The organism is Ottowia sp., from assembly GCF_047975795.1.
GTDB lineage: Bacteria > Pseudomonadota > Gammaproteobacteria > Burkholderiales > Burkholderiaceae_C > Ottowia.
This window is the reverse complement of the sequence record NZ_JBKEEE010000084.1, coordinates 17,882-44,684: the sequence shown is the minus strand read 5'-3', so window position 1 is coordinate 44,684 and position 26,803 is coordinate 17,882. Positions and strand designations below refer to the sequence as shown.

The following is a 26,803-nucleotide window of genomic DNA, read 5'->3' as shown; positions in this document are numbered from 1 at the left end:
CACGCTTGCGCGTGCGTTTGGCTGCAAGCTCGAATCCAGTGGTGGCAAGGCTTGTCTGTTGCATCGCTCCACTGTCTCAGATCAGGCCGTCATGGGGCTGACTTTTGCAGACCTTCCTTAGTTCTTCTTGGTGCGCCAGCCCACCATGCCAGCCAGTCCAAGTGCCAATGCAATCAAGGCAGGCAATCCCAACGTGGGTACGGCGGCGATACCCGCCCCGCCGGTCACTAGCGCCCTCCGCACCACCAACTGCTCCGCAAAGCCTGCAGCTCCAGTCATGCCAGCCCAGGGGCCCTGCGGTTGCCCCAAGCCATCCTGCCAATCACAGTGAGGATAGCTCGATGAAAAGTAAGGTGCCGCACAAGCAGCATTTCCCGTCAGCGCGGCATTGGATACAGAAAAGCTGGCATTGCTGACAGGGTCGATCCCTCCGAGTGGCACATTGGCCCCGCCGTACATGAACTCAGTTGCCAAAGGCGCATTGGCCAGTTCGGCAGCTGTCGGCAAACGCCATCCGTTTGTGGACTGGTACGAAAGATCCAAGCCCGAACTCGCTGGTAATGGGTTGGCCCAAGCCCACTCCAGCCCGCCCTTGACGACAGTGGCGTTTGAGGGCACAGGTGCATCCAGCAATGCAGCTTGCGCACCCGCAGTCAAAAACACGCCAGCCCACACGCAGCCAGCACCCATCCAGCGTCGAACCCTCTCATGCATACCCATCTCCCAAGTGTCGAAAAGTAACCAACCAGAGCAGCAGGGCGGATTCTAGATCAATTGGGAACTATGTAAAGTTTTGTTTTGAGCGTTCAGGCGGTCACTTCAGCGCCTTGTAGCGCACCCGGTGCGGCCGGGCGCCTTCTTCGCCCAGGCGCTTGATCTTGTCGGCTTCGTATTCCTGGTAGTTGCCGTCGAAGAAGACCCACTGGCTGTCGCCTTCGGCGGCGAGGATGTGGGTGCAGATGCGGTCGAGAAACCAGCGGTCGTGGCTGATGACCATCACGCTGCCGGCAAACTCCAGCAGCGCGTCTTCCAGCGCGCGCAGAGTTTCCACGTCGAGGTCGTTGCTCGGCTCGTCCAGCAGCAGCACGTTGCCTCCCTGCATCAGCGTTTTGGCCAGGTGCAGGCGGCCGCGCTCGCCGCCCGAGAGCATGCCGACTTTCTTTTGCTGGTCTTGTCCGTTGAAGTTGAAGCGCCCGCAGTAGGCGCGGCTGGGCATCTGGAACTTGCCGACGGTGATGATGTCCAGCCCGCCGGAGATGTCTTCCCACACCGTCTGGTCGTTGGCCAGGTCGTCGCGGCTTTGGTCCACAAAGGCCATTTGCATCGTCTTGCCCACCGTGACCTCACCACTGTCGGGCTGCTCCTTGCCCGCAATCAGCTTGAACAGCGTGGACTTGCCCGCGCCGTTGGGGCCGATGATGCCGACGATGGCACCGGCCGGCACCTTGAAGCTGAGGTTGTCGATCAGCAGGCGCTCGCCAAAGCTCTTGCTCACACCTTTGAACTCGAACACCTCATGGCCCAGGCGCTCGGCCACGGGGATGAAGATTTCGTTCGTTTCGTTGCGGCGCTGGTAGTCGTAGTCGGAGAGTTCTTCAATGCGCGCCAGCCGCGCCTTGCTCTTGGCCTGGCGACCCTTGGGGTTCTGGCGTGCCCACTCCAGCTCTTTCTTCATGGCCTTGGCGCGGGCGTCTTCGGTGCGCTGCTCTTGCTTGAGGCGCGCTTCCTTTTGCTCCAGCCAGGTGCTGTAGTTGCCTTTGTAGGGAATGCCGTGGCCGCGGTCCAGCTCCAGAATCCACTCGGCGGCGTTGTCGAGAAAGTAGCGGTCGTGGGTGATGGCCACCACGGTGCCGGTGAATCGCTTCAAGAAGATTTCCAACCATTCCACGCTTTCGGCGTCCAGGTGGTTGGTCGGCTCGTCCAGCAGCAGCATGTCGGGCTTGGACAGCAGCAGCTTGCACAGCGCCACGCGGCGCTTCTCACCGCCCGACAGTTGACCGATCACCGCGTCCCACGGCGGCAGGCGCAGCGCGTCGGCGGCGATTTCGAGCTGGTGCTCGCTGTCGGTGCCGGCGGCGGCAATCACGGCTTCGAGCTTGCCTTGCTCTTCGGAGAGCGCGTCAAAGTCGGCGTCGGGCTCGGCGTAGGCGGCGTAGATTTCTTCCAGCCGGGCGCGCGCGGCGTTCACCTCGCCCATGGCCAGCTCCACCTCCTGGCGCACCGTGTGCGTGGGGTCGAGCTGCGGCTCCTGCGGCAGATAGCCAATGTCCAGCCCCGGCATGGGCGTGGCCTCGCCTTCAATCTCCTGGTCGATGCCGGCCATGATTTTCAGCAGCGTGGACTTGCCCGAGCCGTTCAGGCCCAAAACGCCAATCTTGGCACCCGGAAAGAAGCTGAGCGAAATGTCCTTCAGGATCTGCCGCTTGGGCGGCACGATCTTGCCGACGCGGTTCATGGTGAAAACGTACTGGGCCATGGATTTACTCTTTAATTGATAGCTGTCAGCGCTTATTGCACAAGCACCAAAGGTTAATTCGATTTAAAAACAGGGGCGGATTGCAACGGCACCCGTTCTGAAAACGGCGGCAGGCACCCCACGCGGCGCAGCCGCAATTATCGGTGCAGCGCCAAAGCGCTGAATGCCACCACCGCACCACGCCAGGCTGACCACATCTTGTGACACGCCCCTTGCCATACCCCGGTCGCAGCGTGCGATAATGCCCCCGCTTGCGGACACCAGTTCACCGCAACGCCAGCGCTTACGCTGGGGCACTGTTCTCATCACAAGGCTCAGTCGCCCATCTCCCAAAAGAACCCGCTTGGGCCTCATCAACTGGTCGGCACCCGCCGAAGCAGGCCGCAAGTCGCCACGCCGACAAAGAGACCGGCGTTTCCATTTAGATGAACTTTGATGATCTGAACCTGGCTCCCGCCATTTTGCGGGCCGTGCAAGAACAGGGCTACACCCAGCCCACCCCCGTGCAGGCGCAGGCCATTCCCGTGGTGCTCGAAGGCCACGATCTGCTGGCCGGCGCGCAAACCGGTACTGGCAAAACCGCCGGCTTTACCCTGCCCATGCTGCAACTGCTGTCGGGCCGCCCCGCCACCCAACCTGGTGCCATCCGCGCCCTGGTGCTCACGCCCACGCGCGAGCTGGCCGCGCAGGTGGAAGACTCGGTGCGCACCTACGGCCAATACCTCGACCTCAAATCCACCGTCATTTTCGGCGGCGTGGGCATGAACCCGCAGATCAACCGCATCGCCCGCGGTGTCGATATTCTGGTGGCCACGCCGGGCCGCCTGCTCGATCTTCAGCAGCAAGGCCACATAGACTTGTCGCACGTCGAAATTCTGGTGCTCGATGAAGCTGACCGCATGCTGGACATGGGCTTTATCCACGACGTCAAGAAAGTGCTGGACCTGCTGCCCAAGGCCAAGCAAAGCCTGCTGTTCTCAGCCACCTTCAGCAACGAAATCCGTGAGCTGGCAGCGGGCCTGCTCAACGACCCCAAGAGCATCCAGGTCACGCCGCCCAACACCACGGTGGAGCGCATCGCCCAACTGATCTACCCTGTGGGCCGCAGCCGCAAGCGCGACGTGCTGGCGCACCTGATCGGCGAAGGCGACTGGACGCAGGTGCTGGTGTTCACCCGCACCAAGTTTGGTGCCAACCGCGTGGCCGACTTTCTGTGCGACCAGGGCATCAAGGCCATGGCCCTGCACGGCAACAAGAGTCAGAGCGCCCGCACCCAGGCGCTGGCCGAGTTCAAGAGCGGCGAGCTGCGTGCCCTGGTGGCCACCGACATCGCCGCGCGCGGCATCGACATCGACGAGCTACCGCACGTGGTCAACTACGACATCCCCAACGTGCCCGAAGACTACGTGCACCGTATCGGCCGCACTGGCCGTGCCGGCGCCAGCGGCCAGGCCGTCAGCCTGGTGTGCATGGACGAAGAGGGCTTCATGCACGAGATCGAGCGCTTTACCAAGCAGCAGATTCCGGTGCAGATCCTCGACGGCTTTGGCCCCGCCGAGGGCGAGCAGGCCGAGCCTATCGCCATGGGTCGCCAGACCCTGTGGGGCGGCCTCGGCAAGCCGCCCAGCCGCGAGGTCATGCAGGCCGCCGCCCGCAACGCACGGCAAGAGATGATGCAGCGCATCCGCGACAACAAAGCCAGCCAGGGCACCCGCGGTGGGCGCGGCGGCCAACCCCAGCGCGGTGCCCGTCCGCAACGCGCAGGTGACGGCAACGCCCCCAGCGATGCCGAAGCCGCGCTCAACGCCGATGGCACCTCCATCGAGGGCAGCAGTCAGCCGCTAGGTGATCGCCCGCAAGGCCAGCGCACCAGCCGCAACCGCCGTCGCCGTGGGCGCACCAGCACTGGCGGTAACGCCAATGGCAACAACGGCCAGAACGGCCAAGGCCAGCGCCAGGCCCAACCACCGCGCCCCACGCGCGACTTCGGCTTTGACGACGACGACCATGACCGCGACATGGATCGCCTGCCGCGCCACATCGACCCGCTGCAAACCAACCTGCACGGCCGCCGCAACGCCCCACGCGGCCCCAGCCACGGCGCAGTCGGCCAGCCCGACCCCATGCGCACCAGCATCGACATGATGGGCAAGGGCAAAGGCGGCGGGGGCGGCAACCGCAAACGCGGTGGTGGCGGGGGTGGTGGAAGTAACCGCAACTACGGCGGTGGCAACCGCTCGGGTGGGCATGGCCGGTAAGCGCAAGTCCACATCTTCAAAAGGCTTCCTGGCTGGAAGCCTTTTTTCATGCTGAATCTGTTTTTTGTGTTTGCATTGCCTGCGTGACAATCTCTTTGCCCTCATGGGGCCAAGCACAATGTCATGCAAACACAAGAGATTTGCACCATGACCGAGACACCCGCCGATCATTTCAAACTTGCCGCCCTGCGCCCAGGCGCATCCACTCAACAGGTCACAAATGCCTACGGCGAACGCTGGATGCGGCCCTTGCCGCACCGCGAAGGGCGCGTGCTTTCACTCGACAGCACGCACGGTGTTGTGGCGCGCATGACCCAGCGTGGCGAGCTTGGCTCCATCCGGTTCAACTGGCGTTTTGGCAACGAATTTTCGGTGCTGGGGGTGCCGATGAATGCTCCCCTCAAGATCATCGAAAAGCGGTTTCCCGGCATCGATCTGGCACCGCTCAAGATGAAACCATTTGCATGGCTCAGCCATGTCAAAGGGCCAAACCTGCACGTCCGGATGGAAATGGGCAGCACCCATGACCACCAACGGTACCTGCGCTGGATCGAACTTTTTGATCCGGCGGCGGTTTACCCGGAAAAACAGCCCGTGGCGTTTCCCGCACCTTCTGGCGAGGCGGGCACGCCCTTCAAGGACGCCAACTTCAAGCTCGCGGTGTTGTCCGAGTTGATGGAAAAGGCGCACATCGACATTGGCGAGCCGCAAGATCTTGCCGAGCACGTGCTTGGCCGCCCGGTCGATCTGGAAGAAGAGGGGTACGCGTCGATTCCGCAAGCGCAAGCGTATCTGGCGCGCTACCCGTTGTCGCCCCAGCTTCTGGCCCAAGTGCGCAGTCTGGAGCTTGATGGCGGCACCGAAATCTACAGCTACATCCATCGCTTCTGGGGTGGGGAAACCGAAGAGTTCGACATCACGTCCTTTGAGGGCATCGAGGCATTGCCCAACCTCAAACAGGTTCGCATCATCTCCATGGTGGACATGGACAAGGTGGATTTATCGCCCTTGAAGCAGCGAGGCATCACCATCAAGTAAAGGCCCAGCCACCGCAGCGCTGAACTGCCCTGCACCGCATCTCAAGCCCGCACAAACAGCGTCACCAGCGGCACATCGCCCAATAAGCAACTGCGGTGTCCGTGCAACTGGGCGTCGAATGTGGCACCCACCGGCAGCGTGTCGTTGGAATAAAAACACTGCCCCGGCCCAAACACGCGCGTGCTGCCGTCTTGCAGGCCGATCTCCATGCGCCCTTGCAGCACCACCAGCCATTGCGGTGTGGTGGTGCAGTGAAAGTCACTGGCAAAGCCCACCGGGCTGTGGCGAAACTGGCAGCCGCCTGAAGCCATCAGGCTCGACAGGCGGGCGGCGGGCGTGCCTTCGGTCAGTGGCACGGGGTCGTCACGAAAGCGCGCACGGCCATCGGTGTCGGTGTAGAGGGTGGGCAAGGTCAGGATGCTCATACGTGCAGCTTTCAAGGGGGTGACTGATCTGCGATGCAGCGCAGATGGTTACCAGTCGTTGCAATTTAACAGTGGCAGCTTAACCCCGTTGGGCTGCCACCATCGTTTCAAAGCGCTCCACATACTTTTTTTAAATGGAGGCTTTGCATGAAACCGTTTTCCCCTCTGTCGGCCGCACTGGTCTTGACTGCCGCCGCACTGATGGCCGCAGCGCCTGCCCATGCAGTGGGCCGTCTGGTCGACGTGCAGGTGATCGACCGCGACCGCGGCCAGCGCCTGCCGGTGTACCGCCACAACGGTGACTGGTGGGTGGCGGGCCGACCCGGCGCACGCTATGCCATTCAGGTGCGCAACAAGGTCTATTCAGAGCGCGTGCTGGGCGTGATGTCGGTCGATGGCGTCAACGTGGTCAGCGGCGACACGGCCCATTGGGCGCAAACCGGCTACGTGCTCGATCCCCGGCAGCGGGCGCGCATCACGGGTTGGCGCAAAAGCGATGCCGAGGTGGCGCAGTTTCACTTTACCGCGCTGCCCAAGTCTTACGCCGCACGCACCGGCAGGCCCGACCACGTGGGGGTGATCGGCGTGGCGGTGTTTCGCGAGATGCTGCGCACCCCGCCCACCCCCCCCGAATACAGCCCGCGCCGCGAAAGCCCTGCGGCGGGCGAAGCGTCTGCCGCAGGCAGCCCGGGAATGCGCAGACAAGCGCCCGCTCACGCGCCCTCACATGCCCCATCGCATGCGCCTTCACACGCATCCAATGCCGATATGGCCGAAGCCGAAAGCCACGCAAAAAAAACCGCGCCCAGCCTGGGCACGGGCCACGGCGCACGCGAGGTGTCGCGCGTAGGCCATACCGACTTTGAGCGCCGCACCAGCCAGCCGCAGGAGGTCATCACCATCCGCTACGACAGCCGCGAAAACCTGGTGGCCATGGGCGTCATTCAGGCTCCGGTGCGCAGCGCGCAGCGCCCGCAAGCGTTTCCCCAATCGCCCACGCCCGGCTACACGCCCGATCCGCCCGCGTGGCGTTGAAAACCACCAACCGCCATCTGCGTCGGCCTGGCTAAGAGCATGTTTAAAGTCTCAGCGCGAGGGGCGTGGGATGCGGATCGGGATGGGCTGCAAGGCGTAAACCGCAGCGATACCTGGCGGTATCGCGAGGATTTGCAACGCAGCAGACCGCCCCAGGCCGCGCCCACACACCCGCGCAGAGGCTTTGAACACGCTCTAAGGCATCGCCATAATCGGGCACATGTCCCAGCCGCCGCCCCAACCGCCACTTTTGGCCGACGAGGCACTCATGCACGCCTATGCCGCTGGTGACGTGCGCGCGTTCGAACAACTGTACGACCGGCACCACCTGCGCGTGTGGCGCTACCTTTACCGCGGTGTGCGCGACAGCGCCACGGCCGATGAACTGGCGCAGGACGTATGGTTCAAAGTAGCGCGTCATGCCGACCAATACACCCCGCACGCCGCCGCACCCGGTCGCCCTCGGGCGCGTTTTACCACCTGGCTGTTCACGCTGGCACATCACCGCATGGTCGATCACCTGCGCATCGCACGGCCCGCCACCAGTCTGGATCAACCACTGGCAAAAACCGAGCTGACTCTGGCCGATACCCTGGCCGCCCCCTCGGGCTTTGGCCCCGTGCGCCGCATCGAAAACCGCCAGCAAGCCCAGCAACTTCTGGCCGCGCTGGACGCCTTGTCACCCGAGCAGCGCGATACCTTTTTGCTGCAAGCTGAAGGCGGCCTGAGCGTGGCCGACATCGCCGCAGCCACCGGCGTCGGCACTGAAACCGCCAAAAGCCGCCTGCGCTACGCCCGCGCCGCGCTGCGCCGCACCCTGGAGGACATGGCATGAGCAATGACCCCACCAACCACCTGCCGCCACCAGCGGACGACCCGCTGCTGGCGCGCTACCACGAGGCCGCCGCGCTGGAGCCATTGAGCGATTCCGGCGGCCCCATCGGTCCCGACATTCACCTGCGCGCCGCCGTGCTGGCCGAAGCGCAGATCCAGTCATGGAAGCGCGAGGCGCAAGCAGACGGTGATGGCACGCCACACTTTCCATCGCCACTGCCAGAGCCTGTGGGCAGCCAGCCAGGTGCTGAAATCGACTTCACCGCCCAGCCACTGGCCCCCGCCACCCCGCTCGAAGCCGCCAACGACCGCCGCTGGTGGGTGCCCGCCGTCGCCAGCGTGACCGTGCTGGGCCTGGCCGGTTTGTTGGCCTTGCAGTTCGAGCACAGCGGCAGCCACGCCGACAAAGACCTGACCTTGGGTCGCACCAACGCGTCGGCCATCCCGACCACTGAAACCGCCGCACCATCCAGCGGCCCGGCGACCAACGAAACCGTTGCCCCTGTTGCCTCAGAAATCGCTCCAGTCTCCGGCACTCAGACCGAAACCCGTGCAGAAAAATCCGTCCGCTCCGCCACGCCCAGCGAGCCTGAAGCGCAGCCTGTTGAGGCTATACGGGCACCTGCGCCTTCGCCTGCACCGCAAGAAAAGCCACGGCTCAACGCCCGTGCCACAGCGCCACGCGCCTCAACCACAGCGCCGCACACCTCAAGCGCGGCACCTTCACCTGCGCACCGCATGGCCAACACACCGCCAGCCGAATCGCAGGCAGACGCTGCGCAAGATGCCCACCAAGGATCACCTGTTCCCGGCGCTGACCGCCGCGCAACAGCCCGCGTGCAGTCAGCACACACCCGGTCACGTGCAGAGGCTGCCACCCACGCCGCAGCGGACACGTCTTCTTCCAGCGCTGCGATGGTTTCAGCCGCGCCCGCCGCCCCTGCGGCGATCCCGGCCCCGGTGCCTCAAGCGCCCGATACTTTGTCTGGCAGCCCAGTCATGGATGCGCCGCAAGCGCCCGCCCACATGGCCGCGCCCCAGGCGGTTTCAGACGAGACACAACCATCCTCTTCAAGCGCAGCATCCACCACGCCTTCATTGGCCTCATCACCCTCACCTGAGCTGTCGCCCACCCAGCGCCTGCTGGCCGCAGCCTCCGCCGGGCAAGCTGATGCCGTGCGCCAGGCGCTGGCCTCAGGCGCGCCGGTCAATGCCGTGGACAGCACGGGCCGCACGGCGCTGATGCTGGCGGCGCAACGCGGCAACGTCGCCATTACCCGCCTACTACAAGACGCCGGTGCCCACCTTGGGCGCACTGACGCCTACGGTTTCACCGCCATCGACCACGCACGCCGCGCAGGCCACGAAGCGCTGGCGCGCCATCTGGAAGCCGCAGCGGACATCCCGCCGCCTTGAGTTCGACACCATCGCTGCCCCAACATGCCAACACAGCCCAATGCCTGCATAAGTATTAATAAAACAAGTGAGCGCAAGCTCTCAAAAAACCCGCTCGATCATTGTTGTTTGGCCGCATCCGGGCACGTCGCCACCTGAAATTGCCGGGAAATTTTTCACACTCTTGTAGTACATGCGCATTGGCACATCCAAAATACATGCCAAAAATTTCATCTTATGTTGATTGCGCATCTGACCGACCCGCACATTGGCCTCGGCCCCGGCCAAATTGAGTGCGACATCAAACCCGTTCTGGCACTGCGCCGCGCCTTGGTCCACGTGGCCCATCTGCGTCCAGCGCCCGAAGTACTGCTGGTCAGTGGCGACCTGACGGATTCAGGCCACGAGGCCGACTACCAAACCATCGCTGATTTGCTGCGCACCCAGCTGCCCGCGCCCGCGCAAGGCGGCCCGCAGGTGCTGATGGTGCTTGGCAACCATGACCTGCGCGCGCCCATGCTGCACACGCTGGCCCCGTACATGCCCGTTGCGGACGATGCGCCAGAAGGCACGATGTGCCTGCATGCAACACACGGCGACCTGCACTTCATCGGTCTGGACACCGTGGTGCCCGCTGCACCCCACGGCACGCTGGACGCCGCCCGCCTGCAATGGCTTGAGCGCCATCTGGCCCAGGCCGCCGGGCAACCAGTGGTGATCTTCATGCACCATCCGCCATTGGTCAGCGGCATGGCCGTCATGGACAGTCACGGTCTGCTGCAAGGCCGCGCTGAGCTGGGCCAACTGGTGGCCGCCCACGGGCAAGTGCAATTGATTGCAGCGGGCCACATGCACCGCGCCATCACCGGCCAGTTGGGCGGCGCACCCGTGACGGTGCTGCCTTCGGTGTCACACCAACTGGCGCTGGATTTGGCCGCCGACGGCCTGCTGGCCTGCCGCATGGAGCCAGCCATGGTGGGCGTGTACCGCTGGACGCCCGAAGACGGCATGGCTTGCCACTACAGCTACGTCAAATCGTTTGGCGCACCGGTGCCGATTTAAGCTGGCAATTCAGGCTTGGGCGGCTGTCACCACCGCCTCGTCGGTGCGGCTTTCGCCCTTGTTGTCCTGCCAGGTGATGGACAGCTTGTCGCCCACCTGCCCACCTTTGATAACGAACTTGAGCAAAGGGTTGCGCGACACGGCAGGCCCCCATTCGCAGGCGAACACGGGTTTGCCGTTGAGCGACGCACGCACGCTGGCGATGTGCCAGGCAGGGATCAACTGGCCTGCCGGGTCTTTGCGCTGGCCCGATTCCATCTCGTGGGCCATCAACACACGCACGGTGGTTTTGCCATCGGCAAGCTGGGCGCGGATGCGCATGGGATCGGGCATGGGGTTTTCTCCTTGGGCGCAGGGGGTCGGATTCAGGGGCTGAACATCAACTGCCGCACCCGCCCAGCGTGACCTTGACTTCTTTTTTGGCGTAAAGCGCCGCACCGTCGCTCGTCAAGGCGATGGCGTACACGTCGGACGACTGGCTCATTTTGGAGCGCGTGGCAAAGCTGGCCTCTACCTCGGGGGTAACGTGGAACACGGCCACCAGTGGCGCGGGGTTTTTCTCGACCACCAGGGCAATTTTCTTCAGGTTGGCGGCTGTGCTGGCCACCTCGACGGGCACCACGGAGCCGTTGTCGGAGATGTCAGGTGCGGTCAACGTCACCTGTTCGCTGGCGGTCATGGCCCTGGTGGCCCCCAGTGCCTTGACCGCGTCGGCCACGGTTTTGGCCGCGAATGCGGCTTTTTCAGCAGCAAGGGCAGCGGTCTGTCCAGCAGCCTGCGCCTGCAACGGCCATAGAGCGCCCGCAGCGAATGCGCTGGCGACGGCAGCACCTTGCTGGAGTGTGTTTCGACGGGTAAGCATGTCTGTTGGGTTCCTTGTGGAAGGTGGCGCAGCTTGGGATCAGCCCAGCGTGTCGGCCCAGATGTTGCGCGCCCAGGCCCAGGCGTATCCACCTTCCAGATCGCTGGCCGCCGTGGACAGGCCACCTGCGCCAGGCACGGGCTGCATGGTTTGGCGTTCAGCGTCGTAACGGTGCACGCTGGCCACGTGCATGGCCTGAGCCTCATTCACAAAACTGTAGCAAGTGTTGTTGTAGATCGGCAGTGGATTGACGTCACGCCCCGACAGCAACGCCACGATGGCCGCTGCGGCCACTTTGCCGTGCTGATTGGCCATGTGGCCGGATTTGGGCATGGCCGATGCCGCTTGCAGCGCATCGCCCAGCACGTGGATGTGGCGGGCGGCTTTGGATTCGTGCGTCAGCCAGTCCACCTCGCACCAGCGTTTATCGGCGGTGGTCAATCCGGCATCGTGGGCAATGGCCCCTGCGCGCTGCGGCGGGATCACGTTCAGCACCTGGGCCTGAATGTCGTCGTTAAAGTCAAACTTGAGCGTGCCGGTGGCCGCATCCACATCGATCAGGCGGTGCGCCGGACGATAGTCGATGATGCCCTTGTAGCGCTCGGCCCAGACTTTTTTGAACAACGCACCTTTGGAGGTAATGTCTTCATTGGCATCCAGCACCAGTACTTTCGATTTGGGCTTGAGTCGGCTGAAGTAATGCGCCACCAGACTGGCGCGCTCATAAGGCCCGGGCGGGCAGCGATAGGGCGTCAGCGGAATGGTCAACGCATACACCCCGCCATCGGGCATGGCCTGCAACTGGCGCTGCAAAGCCACGGTTTGTGGCCCCGCTTTCCAGGCGTGCAGCACCTTGCCTTGCGCATCGGGCAGCTTCAGGCCAGGCAGCGCATCCCGCATGAAGTCGATGCCGGGCGAGAGCACCAGGCGGTCATACGCCAGCGTGCCGCCGCTGGCCAATCGCACCTGCTGCTTGTCCACGTCAATGGCATTCGCGCGGTCTTTGACGATGCGCACACCGTGCTGCTGGCGCAGGCGGTCATAAGACAGCGTGACGGCTTGCAGCGACATGCCGTTCAACACCAGGTTGGACAGGGGGCAGGACACAAAGGCATCGGCAGGCTCGACCAGCGTCACCTCCACCTGCCCCTCAGACCACAAGCGGATGTACTTGGCTGCTGTGGCCCCGCCGTAGCCGCCGCCCACCACCACCACTTTGCCACCAGCCTTTCCCACCACAGACGACCCACCTACCGATGCGCAACCCGCCTGCATGCCCAGCACGGCAGCGGCAGAAGTACCCACCACGAACTGACGACGATTGATGGGTCGCCGTGTCATGGTTTTTGCTCCGCCCATGATTGCTGCGCCGCAAACCAGCCCGCGATGGCGGCCAGTTGTTCGTCGGTATAGCCTTTGGCGATCTGGTGCATCACGGTGGCAGGCCGGATGTCGGTTTTGAATTCGGCCAGCTTGCGCACCAGGTCATCGCGGCGCGCACCGGCCAGCGGCTCTATACCACGCAGGGCGATGCCATTGGTGCCGTGACAGTTGGCACAGGCAGCAGCCCAACTGCGTACCTGTTGTGGATCGGGCGACGTAGTCGGTGGCGTATTCATCTGCACAGCTGACTGGGCCAACGCAGCACTGCCCACCCACAGTCCGGCAAGCAACCATGCACCAGCTGTCCACCGCCCCCTAACCATCGCTCCACGCTTGCGCCGTGTCACAGCGTCACCGCCGCCGTTTCGTCCGTGACATGGCTGCACATGGCGCGGCAAATGGCCACCACATGCTCGTTGACGATGCGGTAATAGATTTGCACCCCCACGCGCCGCCGCCCCAGAATGCCCGCGCGGTACAGCGTGTGCAAGTGCTGGCTCATGTTGGGCTGGGTGGTGGGAATGTGGGCCAGCAGATCGCCCACGTTCTTTTCGCCGTGGCACAGGGCGCTGATGATCTTCAGACGCATGGGCGCAGACATGACGCGAAACAGCTCCGCCGCCATCTCGAACACTTCGTCGGCAGGCAGATGATCGGCAGAAGGTGAATGCACAGTGGGGTTCGCCATGAGAATCCGTATCAATAGCTCCGCACTATAACGGGCGACACAGCGAGTCGCACGGCGCAAAGGCTGTCCGCTCAGGCTCCTGAAATGCTGGCCTTTTAAAAAAAGCGACTTTAGCGCCTGCCTATCAAGCGCAGGCAGCTATCAACAACATAGCAAATATCAATCGCGCAAAGCCATCACCTGCTGGCGCAGTTCAGCCGCCCAGGCGCGGCGCTCACGCCCTTCGGCGTGCTGCGGCGCGCCGTAGCGCAGCACAGCGCAGATGCCAGGGGTGGTCAGGGTGCGCCATACCGATCCCAGCAGCGTCTGATCGTCCACGTACATGGGCGCGGTGCTGGGCTGGCCACTGGCCTGATCAATGAATTGCAGCGCCACCGGCTGCACCGGGGCCTGGGCCGAGATGGCGGCCTGGATCAGGTTGGCGTGAAACGGCAGCAAGCTGCGACCATCGCTGGTGGTGCCTTCGGGAAACACGGCCAGCACCTCGCCACGCTGCAAGGCGTCGCGCATGTGGTGCACCACGCGCAAGGCGTCGCGCGGTGAGGCGCGTTCGATGTACAGCGTGCCCGCCGCCGTGGCCAAGGGGCCGATCAATGGCCAGTGGTGCACTTCGGCCTTGGAAACAAAGCGGCAAAACCCGGCCGCGTGCAGCACCAGAATGTCAAGCCACGAGATGTGGTTGGCCACCAGCAGCACCGGGCCTTGGCGGGGCGGCTGTCCGTGCACCTGCAAGTCGACGCGCCACAGACGCAGCAACGTGCGCGCCCACTGCTGCACGCGCGTTTGGCGCTCCGCAGGGGTCAACCGGGGAAAAGCGGTGCGCACCGTCCACCAGCCGCCCAGCACGTGGGCAGTGCCGCGCAGCAGCAGCCACAGCGCTGTCAGCCCTTTCATGATGGCAGTCAATATGACCGTCGCAGATTACTGGCGCGTGTCGGCAGCCGATCAGGCCCCATGCGCCAGATGCCCGCCCACCAGCGTGTGGCTGACGCGGCCCGTCATCTGAAGGCCCGCAAACGGCGTGTGTTTGCCCTGGCTGCGCAGCGCCTCGGGCGTCACCTGCCAGCGCGCCGCAGGATCAACCACGCACACATCGGCCACCGCACCTTCGGTCAAACGGCCACAACTGGCTTGCAGCGTGCCCAGCGCTGGCCCCAGTACGCGCGCTGCACCATCGGTGATGGCCTGCAAGGCCCGCACCACACCGGGGCCACCGGCGGCATGGCCCCACTTCAGTGCCAGCGGCAGCAGCAGCTCCAACCCGGTGGCACCGGGTTCGGCCTCGGCAAAAGGCAGCTGCTTGGCGTCGGCGGCCACCGGAGTGTGGTCTGACACCAGTGCGTCGATGGTGCCGTCAGCCAGTGCAGCGGCCAACGCACCGCGGTCGCGCGCCTGGCGCAATGGCGGGTTCAGGCGCGCACGGCTGTCGTAGTAGCCGATGTCCATCTCGGTCAGGTGCAGCGAGTTGATGCTGACATCGGCCGTCACGTTCAACCCCTCGGCCTTGGCCTGCCGCAGCAAATCGACCCCCGCTGCGGTGGACAAGCGGCAAAGGTGCACGCGCGGCGCGGCACCACCACCGCCGCCTGCTCCACCGCCTGCCGAGCGCAGCAGCTCAAACAAGGTGTACAGCGCAATGGTTTCGGCCATGGCAGGCACCCCGGCCAGGCCCATGCGCATGGCCAGTGGCCCGCTGGCAGCCACCCCGCCGCCCAGCCACGAATCGACCGGACGCAGCCACACGGCGTAGCCAAAGGTGCTGGCGTACAGCAGCGCGCGTTGCAGCACCTGGGTGTTGGCCAGCGGCACATCGGCCTGCCCAAACGCCACGCAGCCGGCCTGGGTGAGCTGGCCCATTTCGGTCAGCACCTCGCCTTTCAGCCCGCGGGTCAGCGCGCCTTGCGGAAACACGCGCGCCTGGTGCATGCGCTCGGCACGGGTTTTCAGCATCTCCACCAGGCCCGGCTCATCCAGCACGGGGTCGGTGTCGGGCGTGCAAACCAGGCTGGTCACGCCGCCCGCCACGGCGGCGGCCATTTCGCTTTCCAGCATGCGGGCGTGCTCGTGACCAGGCTCGCGCAAGCGCGCCGTCAAATCCACCAGACCGGGCAGCACCCAGCAGCCCCGTGCGTCGATGATGCGGTCGGGTTCAAAGTCAGGTGCCAGCGTGCCGATGCGCAGCACGCGGCCCGCCACAATCGCGACATCTGCCACTTCGTCGCGTCCGGTGGCGGGATCGATGACACGGCCTTGTTCGATCAGAATTTTCATGATTGAGCCTCAAATAAGCTGCAACCGCTTATTACACAAGTGCAAGCAGCTATGTTTTTGAAAGCAAAAATGGTCATGCTTCATTGCCCGCCACGATGCTCATCACCGCCATGCGCACGGCAATGCCAAAGGTCACCTGCGGCAGAATCACGCTCTGGCCGCCATCGACCACGGGCGAGTCGATCTCCACTCCGCGGTTGATAGGGCCTGGATGCATGACGATGGCATCGGGTTTGGCCCAGCGCAGCTTGTCTTGCGTGAGGCCAAAGCTTTCGAAGAACTCCTGGCTGGACGGCAGCAGCGCGCCGCTCATGCGCTCATTTTGCAGGCGCAGCATGATGATCACGTCGGCGTCTTTAATGCCTTCTTCCAGCGTGTGGCACACGCGCACGCCCATCGGCCCCAGATCGCCCGGCACCAGCGTGCGCGGGCCGACCACCCGCACTTCAGCCGCGCCCAGGGTGGTCAGGGCGTGGATGTCCGAGCGCGCCACGCGCGAGTGCAGCACGTCGCCGACAATGGCCACCACCAGATTGCTGAAGTCTTTTTTGTAGTGGCGGATGGTGTACATGTCCAGCAGCCCCTGCGTGGGGTGCGCATGCCGCCCGTCGCCCGCATTGACCACGTGCACGTGCGGCGCCACATGCTGGGCCAGCAGATAAGGCGCACCGCTTTCGCTGTGGCGCACCACAAAAATGTCGGCCGCCATGGCGCTGAGGTTGGCCACGGTGTCCAGCAGCGATTCGCCCTTGGCGGTAGACGAGCGCGCGATGTCCAGCGTGTACACATCCGCCGACAGGCGGGTGGCGGCAATGTCGAAGGTGGTGCGGGTGCGGGTGCTGTTCTCGAAAAACAGGTTGAACACGCTTTTGCCGCGCAACAGCGGCACTTTTTTGACCTCGCGGTCGCTGACGCTGACGAACTGCGCCGCCGTGTCCAGGATGTGGGTGAGGATCTCGCGCGGCAACCCTTCGGTGGACAGCAAATGGATCAGCTCGCCGTGCTGGTTGAGTTGCGGGTTGTGTCGGGCCAGCACTGTATTTACCCCTTGTGGTTGAGGCTGAAGCTGAACGCGCCGTCGTCGCCCCGCGCCAGCCGCAGCGACTGCGCCGCAGGCAGGGCCACGCGCGCAGCGGCGTATTCGGCCGCCACCGGCAACTGGCGACCACCCCGGTCGACCAGCACGGCCAGCCGCACGCGCGCCGGACGGCCGTAGTCGAACAATTCGTTCACCACCGCACGCACCGTACGGCCGGTGTACAACACGTCGTCCAGCAGCAGCACGTCAGCACCGTCGATGTCAAACGGCAACGTGGTCTGGCTGCTTGCCGACAGACCGCGCTTGGCAAAATCATCTCGGTGCATGGCCGATGAAATGGCCCCTGCTGCGCCAGACAAACCCAGATCGGTCTGCAAACGCTCGGCCAGCCACTGCCCGCCCGAGACGATGCCCACCAGGCGCGTGTCGGGGCCGACCAAAGGGCGCACGCCGTGCAGCAAATCGGCATACAGCGCCTCGGCGTCAAGCGCGAGTGAACTCATGAAAGGCTCCTCAAAAACTGTTCCAAGATGATGGTAGCTGCGGCGGCATCGGCATCGCGCGCACCAGCGGCATGCGCTTCGGTGGTGCTGTAGCGCTCGTCCACCTCATACACGGGCAAGCCAAAGCGGCCGCGCAACTGGCGTGCAAACCGCTGGGCGCGGCGGGTATTGTCGTGGGCCGCGCCATCGGGGTGCCACGGCACGCCAACGACCAAGGCATCAGGCTGCCATTCGGCCATGCGCGCTGCAATCAGCGGCCAGCGTGCATCGCCTTCGGCCCGCAGCGTGGCTTGCGGCGTGGCCGTGCCAGTAAGGCGGTTGCCAGCGGCCACCCCGGTGCGCTTGAGTCCAAAATCAAAAGCCAGAAAACGGCCCAGATGGGCAGGAACGTGGGCGCTGGGCAGTGGCCCAGTCATGCATGCCCCGCCTCTGGCGACAGCATCCAGGTTTGCAAGCCCAACAAACTCAAAGCCAGGTCGTAGCGCTGGTCAATGGGGGCTTCAAAAATCAGATTGATATCGGCATCTACCGTCAGCCAACTGTTGCGGGCAATTTCCGATTCGAGCTGCCCTTCGGCCCAGGAGGAGTAGCCCAGTGTGACCAGCACCCGACGCGGCCCGGCACCGGAGGACATGGCTTCCAGCACGTCTTTGGAGGTGGTCATCTCCAGCCCGCCCGGCACGCTGAGGGTGGATGCGTACACCGACTCATCCGGCTGTAGCCCCTCAACCACGATGGGGTCGTGCAGCACGAAACCGCGTTCCATTTGCAGGGGTCCGCCGTGAAACACCGGCAACACACCCAGATCGGCCCGTTGCAGCGGCAGATCAACCTTGTCGAACAAATCAGCCAGATTGATGTCGCCAGGCTTGTTGATGATCAGGCCCAACGCACCGCGCTCACTGTGGTCGCACACGTAGACCACGCTGCGGGAAAACGTGCCATCCTCCATCCCCGGCATGGCGATGAGGAAGTGGTTGGTCAGATTGATGGGCGGGGCGTCATCGGCCATGCCCGGATTTTACCGGGCGATAAGTCTTAACTTATCGCCCGCAGTCATCATTCGGCGTCAGCGGCTGCGGCCGTAGCCGCCTGGGCAAAGCTTCTGACCAGACCCAGCAGCGCGTCTTCAGCATAAGGCTTGCCCAAATAATGCTCGACGCCCAGTTCCCGGGCATGCTCGCGGTGCTTCTCGGCAATGCGCGAAGTGATCATGATGACCGGCAGATCGCGCAACTGCTCGTCAGCGCGGATGTTGCGTACAAAGTCAAAACCGTCCATGCGGGGCATCTCAATGTCCGACAGCACCACCGCCGGACGTTCGGCCTTCAACTGTTCCAGCCCCTGCAAGCCATCGGCGGCCAGCGCCACACGGTAGCCTTCACGCTGCAACAGGCGCTGGGTCACGCGCCGCACGGTGATGGAATCATCCACCACCAGCACCAGCGGAATATGAGAATGCGGCCTGATTGCAGACACGCCACCGCGACCATCATCGGCCACCGTTTGGCCCAGCCCCTCGGCATGCGCGGCCTCAGCACTGAGCGCACGCGCACGTTCGCCAAACACCGCCGCCAGCGCCACCGGGTTGTAGATCAAGGCCACCGCGCCCGAAGCCAGTGCGGTCATGGCCACCAGGCCCGGCAAGCGCGACAACTGCGGCCCCAATGGCTTGACCACCACTTCCTGATTGCCAAGCACCTCGTCCACGTGCATGGCCACACGCTGGTCGGCCGAACGGAACACCACCACGGGTGTAGAACGCGTGGGCGGCTCCACACTGCGCGCCGAGCTTTGCAGCAAAGCCCCTGACCAATAAAACGCAATGTCTTCGTCGCCATAGCGGTACGTGCCGCTGGCGTACGCGGCGCTCAACTGCTCTGGCGTCAGGCGCCGCACCACTTCGACCTGGTTGGACGGCACACCAATCGACAACTGGCCTGCACGCACCATCACCACGTGGGTCACGGCGGTGGTCAGTGGCAGCACCAGCCGGAACAAGGTGCCCTGTCCCGCAGAAGTTTCGGTCTCGATGCGGCCGCCCAGCGCCAGCACTTCGGTGCGCACTACATCCATGCCCACGCCGCGCCCTGCCAGTTCGGTCACCTCGGTGGTGGTGGTAAAGCCAGGGGCGAAAATCAGGTTGCTGAGTTCACCGTCGCTCAGTTTCTGATCGGCAGCAATCACCTCTTTTTCAATCGCGCGCTCTCGAATGCGCGCCAGATCCAGCCCTGCACCATCGTCACGGAAGGCCACCGATACGACGTTGCCCGCCTGCTGCACACTGACGGTGATCAAGCCGTTTTGGTCTTTGCCTGCGGATGCGCGAGCAGCAGGTGCTTCGATGCCGTGCACGACGCAGTTGCGCAGCAAATGCTCAAACGCAGGCGTCATGCGCTCCAGAATGCCCCGATCCATCTCGATGGTACCGCCCACCACGTCCAGACGAACCTGCTTGCCGGTTTCTTTGGAGGCTTGCCGAACCACCCGGTACAGGCGCTCGGAAATGCCATCAAATTCGACCATGCGCGTGCGCAGCAGATCGCGCTGCAATTCGCGCGACTGGCGCGCTTGAGCCGCCAGACCGTCTTCACTGGCCTGAACGGCGCGCTGCAAGTTGCGCTGCACCGTCGCCACGTCGTTGACCGACTCGGCCATCATCCGGGTCAACTCCTGCATGCGCGTGAAGCGGTCAAATTCAAGCGGGTCAAAGTTCTGCTGCGCATCCTTGGTCAGCGCCATGCGCGACTGCATCTGCGTTTCGGCCTGCAATTCAACATCCCGCAGCTGCGTGCGCAAACGCTCCAGGTTGCCCGTCAATTCGTTGAGCGAGCCGCGCAACTGTCCCACCTGAGTTTCCAGTCGTGCTCGCGAGGTCATCACCTCACCCGCTTGATCCATCATGCGATCCAGCAGTTGAGAGCGCACACGCACTGCATGCCCCGCCGACGCGCGGGCCGACACCAGCGACAAGGCGGCCGGTTCGGCCACATTGCCACGCACCACAGGCTGTGCGGGTTGCGCCACCGCCTTGTCCACTGATGGCGCATGCGCCGTCTCGGCAACTGGCACCATTTCCACGGGTGCCGCTTCTATAGGCCTCTCTTTCGCTTGCGCGTGGGCGCTGGAAGCGGCATCTGAGGCCGACTGTTCGACGCCAACCGTGGCCACGCCTTCGCCCCCAGCCTGGAGCTTGCGGAAGTCTTCCTCCAACTCGTCCAGGTGATCGAGCAATGGCTCCACATCTTCGGTGGCGATTTTTTCAACACCAATGACTTCAATGGCCGACTCTGCGCGGTGCGCCATCTCACCCAGGCGCAGGGCACCGGCCAATCGGGCACTGCCCTTGAGCGTGTGCAGCCCCCTGAGCACTTCGGCGCGCGCGGCCATATCGTCGGGCTGCTTGGCCCACTGCCGCAGCGACGCGCTGATGCTGGGCAGCAACTCTTCGGCCTCTTCTTCAAATATCGGAAACAGGTCTGGGTCAACCGCATCGACCACGTCGATCCCATCGCCCAATACCAGCCGCGGCGCGGCACTGGCTGTCTGGACACTGGCATGCGGCGGCACATGAACCGCATGTGCCGCATCCAGGGCCTTGGCCGCGCTGCTGTGCGCTTGACCTTCCACCGGCTCCAGCGCCTGAACGGCATGCAGGATGTCTTCATTAGGCAGCTTCAAAATACCTGCGGCAAACTGGTGCAGGACCCGGCGCACGTCCGCCGCCGCATCGCCCAGCACCTGCGCCTGCTCGATCGAGCCATGAGACTGCGCGGTCAGGCGCTCCAAAGCATGCTCGATGGCCCGCGCCAGATCCGACAGCGCCGTAAAACCCACTGTGGCCGAACTGCCCGCCAGCGAGTGCGCGCGTGCAATGGCCCTGTGTGGCACAGGCCGGTTCAACTCCAGCGCCCACTCTGACAAATCCGTCATTAACTGGCGCGACCATTCATCCGCCTCGTTGAGGTACACGTTGTACAGCGGCATGCTGATCCGCAGATCGCCAATTTCCTTGTACGAATCATCGTTGTCTTGCTCATTGGTCGCACCGTCTAGCGTCTCAGCCAATTCGCTCGTCGGCAAGGATTCGTCCAGGACGTCCGCAGCCTCTGCACCCGACTCGACCACTATTGCGTTACCTTCGGGCAGATCAAATGCATCGTCACTGCCTGGCACCGTCGGTGCCGTCAGCTCAACGGCGTCGATAGCGGTAGCAACACCTTCATCGCCAACATCAAACCCAAGTTCGCTGAGGTCCAGATCCAGCATCTTGACTTCGGGCAGTGACGCCTGTTCGGCCGATTCAGGTGGCTCAACCCGGCCCGCATCTGCCAATACATTCACCGGAAGCGAAAGTGCTTCATCAGCCAGCAGATTGGCTGGTGCCGGCACATCGCCAGCCCCCTCAACTTCTGCAAAAGCTTCCAACTCCAGATCAGGCAATTCAAAGTCAATCGCCATGTCAGCCAGCGATGCGTCGGTATCCTCTGCTTCGCTGCTCACCTCGGCACCCAACAAGGTCGGTGCATCAGAAGCATCGAGGTCTTCGAAAATTTCGACCTCCAGGCTCTCGACAGGGGCTGGCGGCAATGCTGGCTCAGGTGCAGCAGGCGTTGCGTCCAGCGTGACATCGCTCGCAGCGTCTGCAGCACCGGCTTGCTGTGGCAAATCCAAAGGTCGACGCTGCCCCTGCAAACGCAAAGCATCGGCCGCCGCGCAAAACGGCTCGGCCTTCCAGCGGCTCGCGCGCGGCGTGGCAATGTCTTCTACCCAACGCGCAAAACCATCGATGGCCTCGCTCGACAGCGTGCGCACGTCATCATTGATTGGTTTTTGCTCGGCCAGCCAGGCATTCAGCAATTGCTCCATGGCCCATGCGGCTTCGCCAAACTCGTCCAGGCCCACCATGCGCGAACTGCCTTTGAGCGTGTGGAAGGCGCGACGCAACGTCGTTTGCTGCTCCATATCACCAGGCGCGCTGCCAAGCGCCATCAGCGCTTGACGCCCCACTTGCACCACTTCGCGCGCTTCGTCGAGGAAAATGTCCAGCAACTCGTCTTCGCCATCGAGCGCTTCTTCAGGCGCTCCAGAGATGGCAGGCTCTGGCACAGGCTCATTTTTGCCTTTGTTCACCACCGTCTGCAAATCGGCCAAGGCATCGCTGAGGCCATCCGCATCGGGTTGCCCTGCGGCGGTGGCCGCACGATTGGCCGCCTGCGCCAAAGCTGGTTTGTCGTCTAAAGCGGCCTGTTTGGCGATCTGGCTGAGTCGACCAGCCACATCGGCCTGAGCAGACGGGTCTCTCGGGCCACTCAAATCCAACTCAAGATCGGTCAAAACAGCTTGTTCGCCAGTAACCGTTTTTTCGACTTTTGAGGTCGATGGCGCTGCGGACACCCGCCCCATGACGTATTTCAGCTCACCCTGCGCTTCGTCATACACAAACAGCTTGCGGGCCAGCATCGGCTGATAGCCCATCATATCGATCTGAAAACCGAGCGCCCCCAGGCTATTGCCCAGCCTGTTGAAGGCATTGGACTGGCGCAGTGACTCAACGTCCAGATCGTCCGCCAGCCATTCGGCGACAGTTTCGCTCAGGCGCGACATCGCCAGCGCGGCCTGGTCCAACGCCAGCACCGACAGTACCCCCCGCATCTGCGACATCCGCTCTGGCACGCTCGCCAATACGGAGCCATCTTCCGGGTGACGGAAAAATTGGTCCAGACGTTGCTCCACCTCGCCCAGCGTGGTGCGCAACTCGGCCACGACTGTCCCCATGGTTTGCTGATCGCTGATCTGGCGGTACAGCTCTTCCATCCACGATTCAAGCGCAGGTGCCGATGCCCCCGAGCGCACATTGTCCAAACGCGCTGCGAGTTGCTCGATACGCGCGCCAAACTGCTGGTCTGCCGGATGAAAATCAGCGAAAGACGCCTCGAGAAACAGCACCGCAGTGGCCGTCTCCATGGCCAGCTCTGCACTGGGCGCTTGTCCTGTTTGCAGCAGTTGTTCAGCCACACGGCGCAAGGCCGCTGAAAGTGGCTGGCCTTTGGGGTGCAGCTTGTCCAATGACTCGGCCACCAAACCAAGCTGGTTGGTACACGCTTTCAAACGCCCCACATCGCCGCCGGCCAAGGCGGACCAATTTTCCTTGATGGCTTCAACGCGCTTGCGCCCTTGTGCCAGCAGTGCCGGATCGAACATGCCGAACATGCTCTGCTCGTAATCGACAGGCTGATGGCTTTGCAAGCCCCATGCGCTGCGCACGGCTTGCAGCACGGGTGCGGCATCACCTTGGGGTGGAACCGCCTGGGCGCAAAAGAACAGCACATCGAGCGACAAGCGCTCAGACACCGCCTTGTCGCCGTGGGCCATCGCGGTGTATTGCAGCAAAATGCGCGATGTCGCCCGCTTGGTATACACATCCATCGGCACCAGCGACTGGCCTAAAGCCTCGAACAATCCGGCGACCAAGATCCAGAAAATGCGTGGTCGGCTTTTTTCTGGCTCTTCTGCCGCCAAACCAAGGCACAGAGGCACCAGTTCTGCCGCCGCATTGACGCTACCACGCTTCATGATCCTCAGAATGCGGTGATCGATCTGAGCGCGTACTTCTGGCCCATATTTCAGCGCTTGCACCGAACTGCTGGGCCACTGCGGCTCCAGCCAGCCCCATTGATGCGTCCACAAATCGGCCGGGTGAATACGGTCCGCGCCCGCCATTTGCTGAATTTCACGAAACTGGGGAAAAAGCCCTAGGGCAGAACGCGGGTGTGCGCCCAGTTGCCCTTGCAGATACTCCATCAAGGCAAAACCGGTGCGCTCGACCGTCAGTGCTGCAGACCCGTCAAAGCCATCGGGATGCTGCACGAAACGGTGCACGGCTTCTTCCATCGCTCGCACCATGTGCGCGGCCACGGATTGCCCCACCATTTCGAGCGCGCCAACGGCCTGGTGGATTTGCTGCCGCGCGAGCCGAAGCTGACTGGCATCGACCGAGGCCATGTCGATGCCGCGCGCCGCCTCGGCCTCACGAAGATAGCGCTTGAGGGCCTTGGTGGCAGACGCAATCGACTCACGCGTTTCGTCCAGCACCCACGCCAAGGGGCCAAGATCGGCCACTTCGCCCGCAGTGCTCACTCGATCATCGACTTCGGAACGCATGACCATGGGTACAGCCCTTCTTGCAATTGGTGTCTATTGATCCGGCATCCCTCCCGCAGACACCGGCCTCCGCTCATCGAATAAAAATCAGGCAATCTTGAACCGTGCGACAGACTGGCGCAGCTCGTCGGCCATGCGCGTCAGATCGCGCACCTGAGTGGCTGTTGACCGCGTGCTTTCTCCGGTTTGCTCTGTCACCGCGAAAATATGCTGAATATTGGCCGCCACTTCATTCGCCTGATTGGCTTCTTTGGAAGCTGAGGCAGAAATCTGCTGAATCAGCTCAGCCAGACGGCGCGACACCTGGTCAATTTCTGCCAGCGCCGTGCCCGCGTTATCTGAAAGACGCGCGCCTTGCACCACACCCTGGGTCGAGCGCTCCATGGCCGCCACCGCATCCTGGGTGTCGGTTTGAATGGCTTTGACCAGCGCGGCAATCTGACGTGTGGCATCGGCTGATCGTTCGGCCAGGCGCTGCACCTCTTCGGCCACCACCGAAAAGCCCCGTCCGGCTTCACCGGCTGACGCGGCCTGAATCGCAGCATTCAGCGCCAGCACGTTGGTCTGCTCGGTAATGTCGGCGATCAGCTCGGTAATCTCACCAATTTCTTGCGAAGATTCGCCCAGCCGCTTGATGCGCTTGGAGGTTTCCTGAATCTGGTCACGAATCGAATTCATGCCACCAATGGTGTTTTGCACCGCCGTCAAGCCGGACTCTGCCGCCTGCAACGACTGGCGCGCCACCAAGGCTGACTCTTGCGCCTGCGCCGACACGTCGTTGATTCGTGTGGCCATTTGCAGCACGGATTGGCCCGTCTCTTTGATCTCGCGCAACTGTTCGGACGATGTAGCCAGCAGCTCTGTCGACGTGGTTTCCACACGGGAAGTTGTCTGCGCCACCCGCGAGGCCGTGCTTTGCACGTTGCCGACCAAAGACCGCAATTCCTCTACGGTGTAGTTCACGGAGTCGGCAATCGCACCCGTGATGTCCTCGGTCACGGTGGCTTCTTGCGTCAAGTCGCCTTCAGCCACCGTTTGCAGCTCATTCATCAAACGCAAAATAGCCGCCTGATTGGCATCGTTCACCCGCTTGGCTTCAAACTGCTGCTGTTCGGCCGAGTGGCGTTGTTGCTCAGACACGCCCTGACGCTGGCGACTGTCGCGCAACTGCACCATCCAAAGACCCGCAACCGCAGCCATGGCAATCAATGCCGGCACCAGCAACCAAATCAAATCCACAAGGCTCAGACCTGCTTGAGCAGAAAGACGGGTTTGCAACGCCTCCAAATCGATCCGCAAAGGCTCGCTGTCAGCGGTAATCGCTGCCTGCGCTTCACGCGCCGAAACCAGCCCCTGCAAATTGCCCAATATGCCACTTGCCTGAGTGCGTGTATTTTCATACAGCTTGATCAGTGCGGCCAGCCGTTCTCGCGTTTGTTCATCTCTGGTAGGAGACAAACGAAGATCCTGATTGCCCTGTAGCAGCCCCTCAGCAATTTCCTTGAACGTATTCAGATCCTTGCCTAGCAAAAATACCGCCTCGGGGCTAACCCCTTCCGCCGTCAGAAACTCATTTGCGGATTTACCAATACGCTGGGTCAGCATCACCAGTTGGCCTGCCGCAGAGATTTCTGCAGGTGCCGCGTTTTGCTGCAATTTGAGCGATGAAACTGTCTCAGCCACCTCCAGCAGCTCCGAAGACTGGCGACTGATTTGTCGCAACGATGCTCCCACTTGCGTCAAAATTTGCCTTTGTTCTAAAACTACCGCTACATTTTGATCAGCGCGATCAATGTAAGGCATAATTTTAGATATTTCTTCGCTATAAGAAGCATCCAATGTCGGTATGTCACCACCACCAGCTTGTAAACCACGCATGTTTCGTGATAATGCCGCAGAGCTTTCTTTCATTTCATCAAAAGATTCCGCATGCCCCATTAGCGCTTGAGAAACAGATTTCGCCAAACGCTGTGACTGCATCAATGATTGACCCGTGGCAGCCACCTGGGTAGCGCTACGATCCGTTTGAACTACAGTCCTCCCAGTCATGGCCACCAAAACAATCAACGCTAATATTAAAACAATCCACAAGATACGTGAATGCTGCGCGGCCGTCCGATATCTCAACAACGGCATGTAAAAACCGTCTTCCGCAACAGCCACCGAACTATCAACCTGTTGATCCAACGGTAATGCAGCCAGCGCCTCCTCCGTCGCAAAACCTGAACCAAACTGGCTATCGTGTCGAATAGAATCGTGCGTTTGACCTTGGTCACCATGGCCTTTTATTTGCTCACGATGACTTTCTGTTTTCTTTTTAAGAAAATTTGAAAATTTATCATTAATTGCCATGATGATATATTAAAATAA

22 protein-coding genes are annotated in these 26,803 nt (G+C 62.7%); 6 read left to right on the top strand and 16 right to left on the bottom strand.

Annotated features, from left to right (window positions below):
* Positions 1–117 precede the first annotated feature (117 nt).
* Together ACK5NW_RS12915 and ettA are read right to left on the bottom strand one after the other, a co-directional pair.
* Positions 118–714: a PEP-CTERM sorting domain-containing protein gene (locus tag ACK5NW_RS12915; protein WP_416928696.1), complete on the bottom strand. Its 597-nt coding sequence runs from the start codon at positions 712–714 to the stop codon at positions 118–120.
* 100 nt (positions 715–814) lie between these two features.
* Positions 815–2,476 carry an energy-dependent translational throttle protein EttA gene (gene ettA, locus ACK5NW_RS12910; RefSeq protein ID WP_416928694.1) on the bottom strand — a complete coding sequence of 554 codons (1,662 nt, stop codon included), beginning with the start codon at positions 2,474–2,476 and terminating at the stop codon, positions 815–817.
* A gap of 425 nt (positions 2,477–2,901) precedes the next feature.
* Between ettA and ACK5NW_RS12905 the strand changes: the two genes are divergently transcribed.
* Positions 2,902–4,734, top strand: coding sequence for a DEAD/DEAH box helicase (locus ACK5NW_RS12905; RefSeq protein WP_416928691.1), 1,833 nt, complete (start codon positions 2,902–2,904; stop codon positions 4,732–4,734).
* Between the two features lie 147 nt (positions 4,735–4,881).
* Entirely contained in the window at positions 4,882–5,772 is an 891-nt protein-coding gene (locus ACK5NW_RS12900; RefSeq protein WP_416928689.1) for a DUF6892 domain-containing protein, read from the top strand.
* Between the two features lie 41 nt (positions 5,773–5,813).
* On the opposite strand, the gene ACK5NW_RS12895 is transcribed toward ACK5NW_RS12900, so the two are convergent.
* Positions 5,814–6,197: a hypothetical protein gene (locus ACK5NW_RS12895; RefSeq protein WP_416928687.1), complete on the bottom strand. Its 384-nt coding sequence runs from the start codon at positions 6,195–6,197 to the stop codon at positions 5,814–5,816.
* Between the two features lie 147 nt (positions 6,198–6,344).
* Here ACK5NW_RS12895 and ACK5NW_RS12890 point away from each other — a divergent pair, with 147 nt between their 5' ends.
* From ACK5NW_RS12890 to ACK5NW_RS12875, 4 genes are all read left to right on the top strand, one after another.
* Complete coding sequence (locus ACK5NW_RS12890) at positions 6,345–7,232, top strand: hypothetical protein (protein ID WP_416928685.1); 888 nt, start codon at positions 6,345–6,347, stop codon at positions 7,230–7,232.
* A 220-nt stretch (positions 7,233–7,452) separates the two neighbouring features.
* Positions 7,453–8,067, top strand: coding sequence for a sigma-70 family RNA polymerase sigma factor (locus ACK5NW_RS12885; RefSeq protein ID WP_416928683.1), 615 nt, complete (start codon positions 7,453–7,455; stop codon positions 8,065–8,067).
* On the top strand, positions 8,064–9,482 hold the full coding sequence (locus ACK5NW_RS12880; protein WP_416928681.1) for an ankyrin repeat domain-containing protein: 1,419 nt from the start codon (positions 8,064–8,066) through the stop codon (positions 9,480–9,482). Before ACK5NW_RS12885 ends, ACK5NW_RS12880 begins: the two co-directional genes overlap by 4 nt.
* Positions 9,483–9,698: 216 nt before the next feature.
* Complete coding sequence (locus ACK5NW_RS12875; protein ID WP_416928679.1) at positions 9,699–10,523, top strand: metallophosphoesterase; 825 nt, start codon at positions 9,699–9,701, stop codon at positions 10,521–10,523.
* A 9-nt stretch (positions 10,524–10,532) separates the two neighbouring features.
* Here the strand turns inward: ACK5NW_RS12875 and soxZ are convergent, their stop codons facing one another.
* From soxZ to ACK5NW_RS12810, 13 genes are all read right to left on the bottom strand, one after another.
* On the bottom strand, positions 10,533–10,856 hold the full coding sequence (gene soxZ / locus ACK5NW_RS12870; protein WP_416928677.1) for a thiosulfate oxidation carrier complex protein SoxZ: 324 nt from the start codon (positions 10,854–10,856) through the stop codon (positions 10,533–10,535).
* A 46-nt stretch (positions 10,857–10,902) separates the two neighbouring features.
* Complete coding sequence (gene soxY, locus ACK5NW_RS12865; protein WP_416928675.1) at positions 10,903–11,385, bottom strand: thiosulfate oxidation carrier protein SoxY; 483 nt, start codon at positions 11,383–11,385, stop codon at positions 10,903–10,905.
* A gap of 39 nt (positions 11,386–11,424) precedes the next feature.
* A complete protein-coding gene (locus ACK5NW_RS12860; protein WP_416928673.1) occupies positions 11,425–12,726 on the bottom strand; it encodes an FCSD flavin-binding domain-containing protein in 1,302 nt (433 codons plus the stop codon).
* Complete coding sequence (locus ACK5NW_RS12855; RefSeq protein WP_416928671.1) at positions 12,723–13,004, bottom strand: c-type cytochrome; 282 nt, start codon at positions 13,002–13,004, stop codon at positions 12,723–12,725. The genes ACK5NW_RS12860 and ACK5NW_RS12855 overlap by 4 nt, the downstream gene beginning before the upstream one ends.
* A 107-nt stretch (positions 13,005–13,111) precedes the next feature.
* On the bottom strand, positions 13,112–13,456 hold the full coding sequence (locus tag ACK5NW_RS12850) for an ArsR/SmtB family transcription factor (protein ID WP_416928669.1): 345 nt from the start codon (positions 13,454–13,456) through the stop codon (positions 13,112–13,114).
* A 159-nt stretch (positions 13,457–13,615) separates the two neighbouring features.
* Entirely contained in the window at positions 13,616–14,350 is a 735-nt protein-coding gene (locus ACK5NW_RS12845; protein ID WP_416928667.1) for a lysophospholipid acyltransferase family protein, read from the bottom strand.
* Between the two features lie 51 nt (positions 14,351–14,401).
* On the bottom strand, positions 14,402–15,727 hold the full coding sequence (locus ACK5NW_RS12840) for a dihydroorotase (RefSeq protein ID WP_416928665.1): 1,326 nt from the start codon (positions 15,725–15,727) through the stop codon (positions 14,402–14,404).
* 73 nt (positions 15,728–15,800) lie between these two features.
* Entirely contained in the window at positions 15,801–16,763 is a 963-nt protein-coding gene (locus ACK5NW_RS12835; protein ID WP_416928663.1) for an aspartate carbamoyltransferase catalytic subunit, read from the bottom strand.
* Between the two features lie 5 nt (positions 16,764–16,768).
* Entirely contained in the window at positions 16,769–17,269 is a 501-nt protein-coding gene (gene pyrR / locus ACK5NW_RS12830) for a bifunctional pyr operon transcriptional regulator/uracil phosphoribosyltransferase PyrR (protein ID WP_416928661.1), read from the bottom strand.
* Positions 17,266–17,685, bottom strand: coding sequence for a Holliday junction resolvase RuvX (ruvX, locus tag ACK5NW_RS12825; protein ID WP_416928659.1), 420 nt, complete (start codon positions 17,683–17,685; stop codon positions 17,266–17,268). Before ruvX ends, pyrR begins: the two co-directional genes overlap by 4 nt.
* Positions 17,682–18,281: a YqgE/AlgH family protein gene (locus tag ACK5NW_RS12820; protein ID WP_416928657.1), complete on the bottom strand. Its 600-nt coding sequence runs from the start codon at positions 18,279–18,281 to the stop codon at positions 17,682–17,684. Before ACK5NW_RS12820 ends, ruvX begins: the two co-directional genes overlap by 4 nt.
* A gap of 47 nt (positions 18,282–18,328) precedes the next feature.
* Entirely contained in the window at positions 18,329–24,433 is a 6,105-nt protein-coding gene (locus tag ACK5NW_RS12815; RefSeq protein WP_416928700.1) for an Hpt domain-containing protein, read from the bottom strand.
* 87 nt (positions 24,434–24,520) lie between these two features.
* Positions 24,521–26,785, bottom strand: coding sequence for a methyl-accepting chemotaxis protein (locus tag ACK5NW_RS12810; protein ID WP_416928655.1), 2,265 nt, complete (start codon positions 26,783–26,785; stop codon positions 24,521–24,523).
* Between the last annotated feature and the right edge of the window lie 18 nt (positions 26,786–26,803).

Excerpts from the sequence above, each read along its gene's own strand:
- ACK5NW_RS12850 (WP_416928669.1), bottom strand. The coding sequence starts at position 13,456 with ATGGCGAACCCCACTGTGCATTCACCTTCTGCCGATCATCTGCCTGCC.
- ACK5NW_RS12845 (WP_416928667.1), bottom strand. The coding sequence starts at position 14,350 with ATGAAAGGGCTGACAGCGCTGTGGCTGCTGCTGCGCGGCACTGCCCAC.
- ACK5NW_RS12890 (WP_416928685.1), top strand. The coding sequence starts at position 6,345 with ATGAAACCGTTTTCCCCTCTGTCGGCCGCACTGGTCTTGACTGCCGCC.
- ACK5NW_RS12875 (WP_416928679.1), top strand. The coding sequence starts at position 9,699 with ATGTTGATTGCGCATCTGACCGACCCGCACATTGGCCTCGGCCCCGGC.
- ettA (WP_416928694.1), bottom strand. The coding sequence starts at position 2,476 with ATGGCCCAGTACGTTTTCACCATGAACCGCGTCGGCAAGATCGTGCCG.
- ACK5NW_RS12820 (WP_416928657.1), bottom strand. The coding sequence starts at position 18,281 with ATGGCCGATGACGCCCCGCCCATCAATCTGACCAACCACTTCCTCATC.
- ACK5NW_RS12885 (WP_416928683.1), top strand. The coding sequence starts at position 7,453 with ATGTCCCAGCCGCCGCCCCAACCGCCACTTTTGGCCGACGAGGCACTC.
- soxY (WP_416928675.1), bottom strand. The coding sequence starts at position 11,385 with ATGCTTACCCGTCGAAACACACTCCAGCAAGGTGCTGCCGTCGCCAGC.
- ACK5NW_RS12905 (WP_416928691.1), top strand. The coding sequence starts at position 2,902 with ATGAACTTTGATGATCTGAACCTGGCTCCCGCCATTTTGCGGGCCGTG.
- ACK5NW_RS12900 (WP_416928689.1), top strand. The coding sequence starts at position 4,882 with ATGACCGAGACACCCGCCGATCATTTCAAACTTGCCGCCCTGCGCCCA.
- soxZ (WP_416928677.1), bottom strand. The coding sequence starts at position 10,856 with ATGCCCGATCCCATGCGCATCCGCGCCCAGCTTGCCGATGGCAAAACC.
- ruvX (WP_416928659.1), bottom strand. The coding sequence starts at position 17,685 with ATGACTGGGCCACTGCCCAGCGCCCACGTTCCTGCCCATCTGGGCCGT.
- pyrR (WP_416928661.1), bottom strand. The coding sequence starts at position 17,269 with ATGAGTTCACTCGCGCTTGACGCCGAGGCGCTGTATGCCGATTTGCTG.
- ACK5NW_RS12840 (WP_416928665.1), bottom strand. The coding sequence starts at position 15,727 with ATGAAAATTCTGATCGAACAAGGCCGTGTCATCGATCCCGCCACCGGA.
- ACK5NW_RS12895 (WP_416928687.1), bottom strand. The coding sequence starts at position 6,197 with ATGAGCATCCTGACCTTGCCCACCCTCTACACCGACACCGATGGCCGT.
- ACK5NW_RS12880 (WP_416928681.1), top strand. The coding sequence starts at position 8,064 with ATGAGCAATGACCCCACCAACCACCTGCCGCCACCAGCGGACGACCCG.
- ACK5NW_RS12815 (WP_416928700.1), bottom strand. The coding sequence starts at position 24,433 with ATGCGTTCCGAAGTCGATGATCGAGTGAGCACTGCGGGCGAAGTGGCC.
- ACK5NW_RS12810 (WP_416928655.1), bottom strand. The coding sequence starts at position 26,785 with ATGGCAATTAATGATAAATTTTCAAATTTTCTTAAAAAGAAAACAGAA.
- ACK5NW_RS12860 (WP_416928673.1), bottom strand. The coding sequence starts at position 12,726 with ATGACACGGCGACCCATCAATCGTCGTCAGTTCGTGGTGGGTACTTCT.
- ACK5NW_RS12915 (WP_416928696.1), bottom strand. The coding sequence starts at position 714 with ATGCATGAGAGGGTTCGACGCTGGATGGGTGCTGGCTGCGTGTGGGCT.
- ACK5NW_RS12855 (WP_416928671.1), bottom strand. The coding sequence starts at position 13,004 with ATGAATACGCCACCGACTACGTCGCCCGATCCACAACAGGTACGCAGT.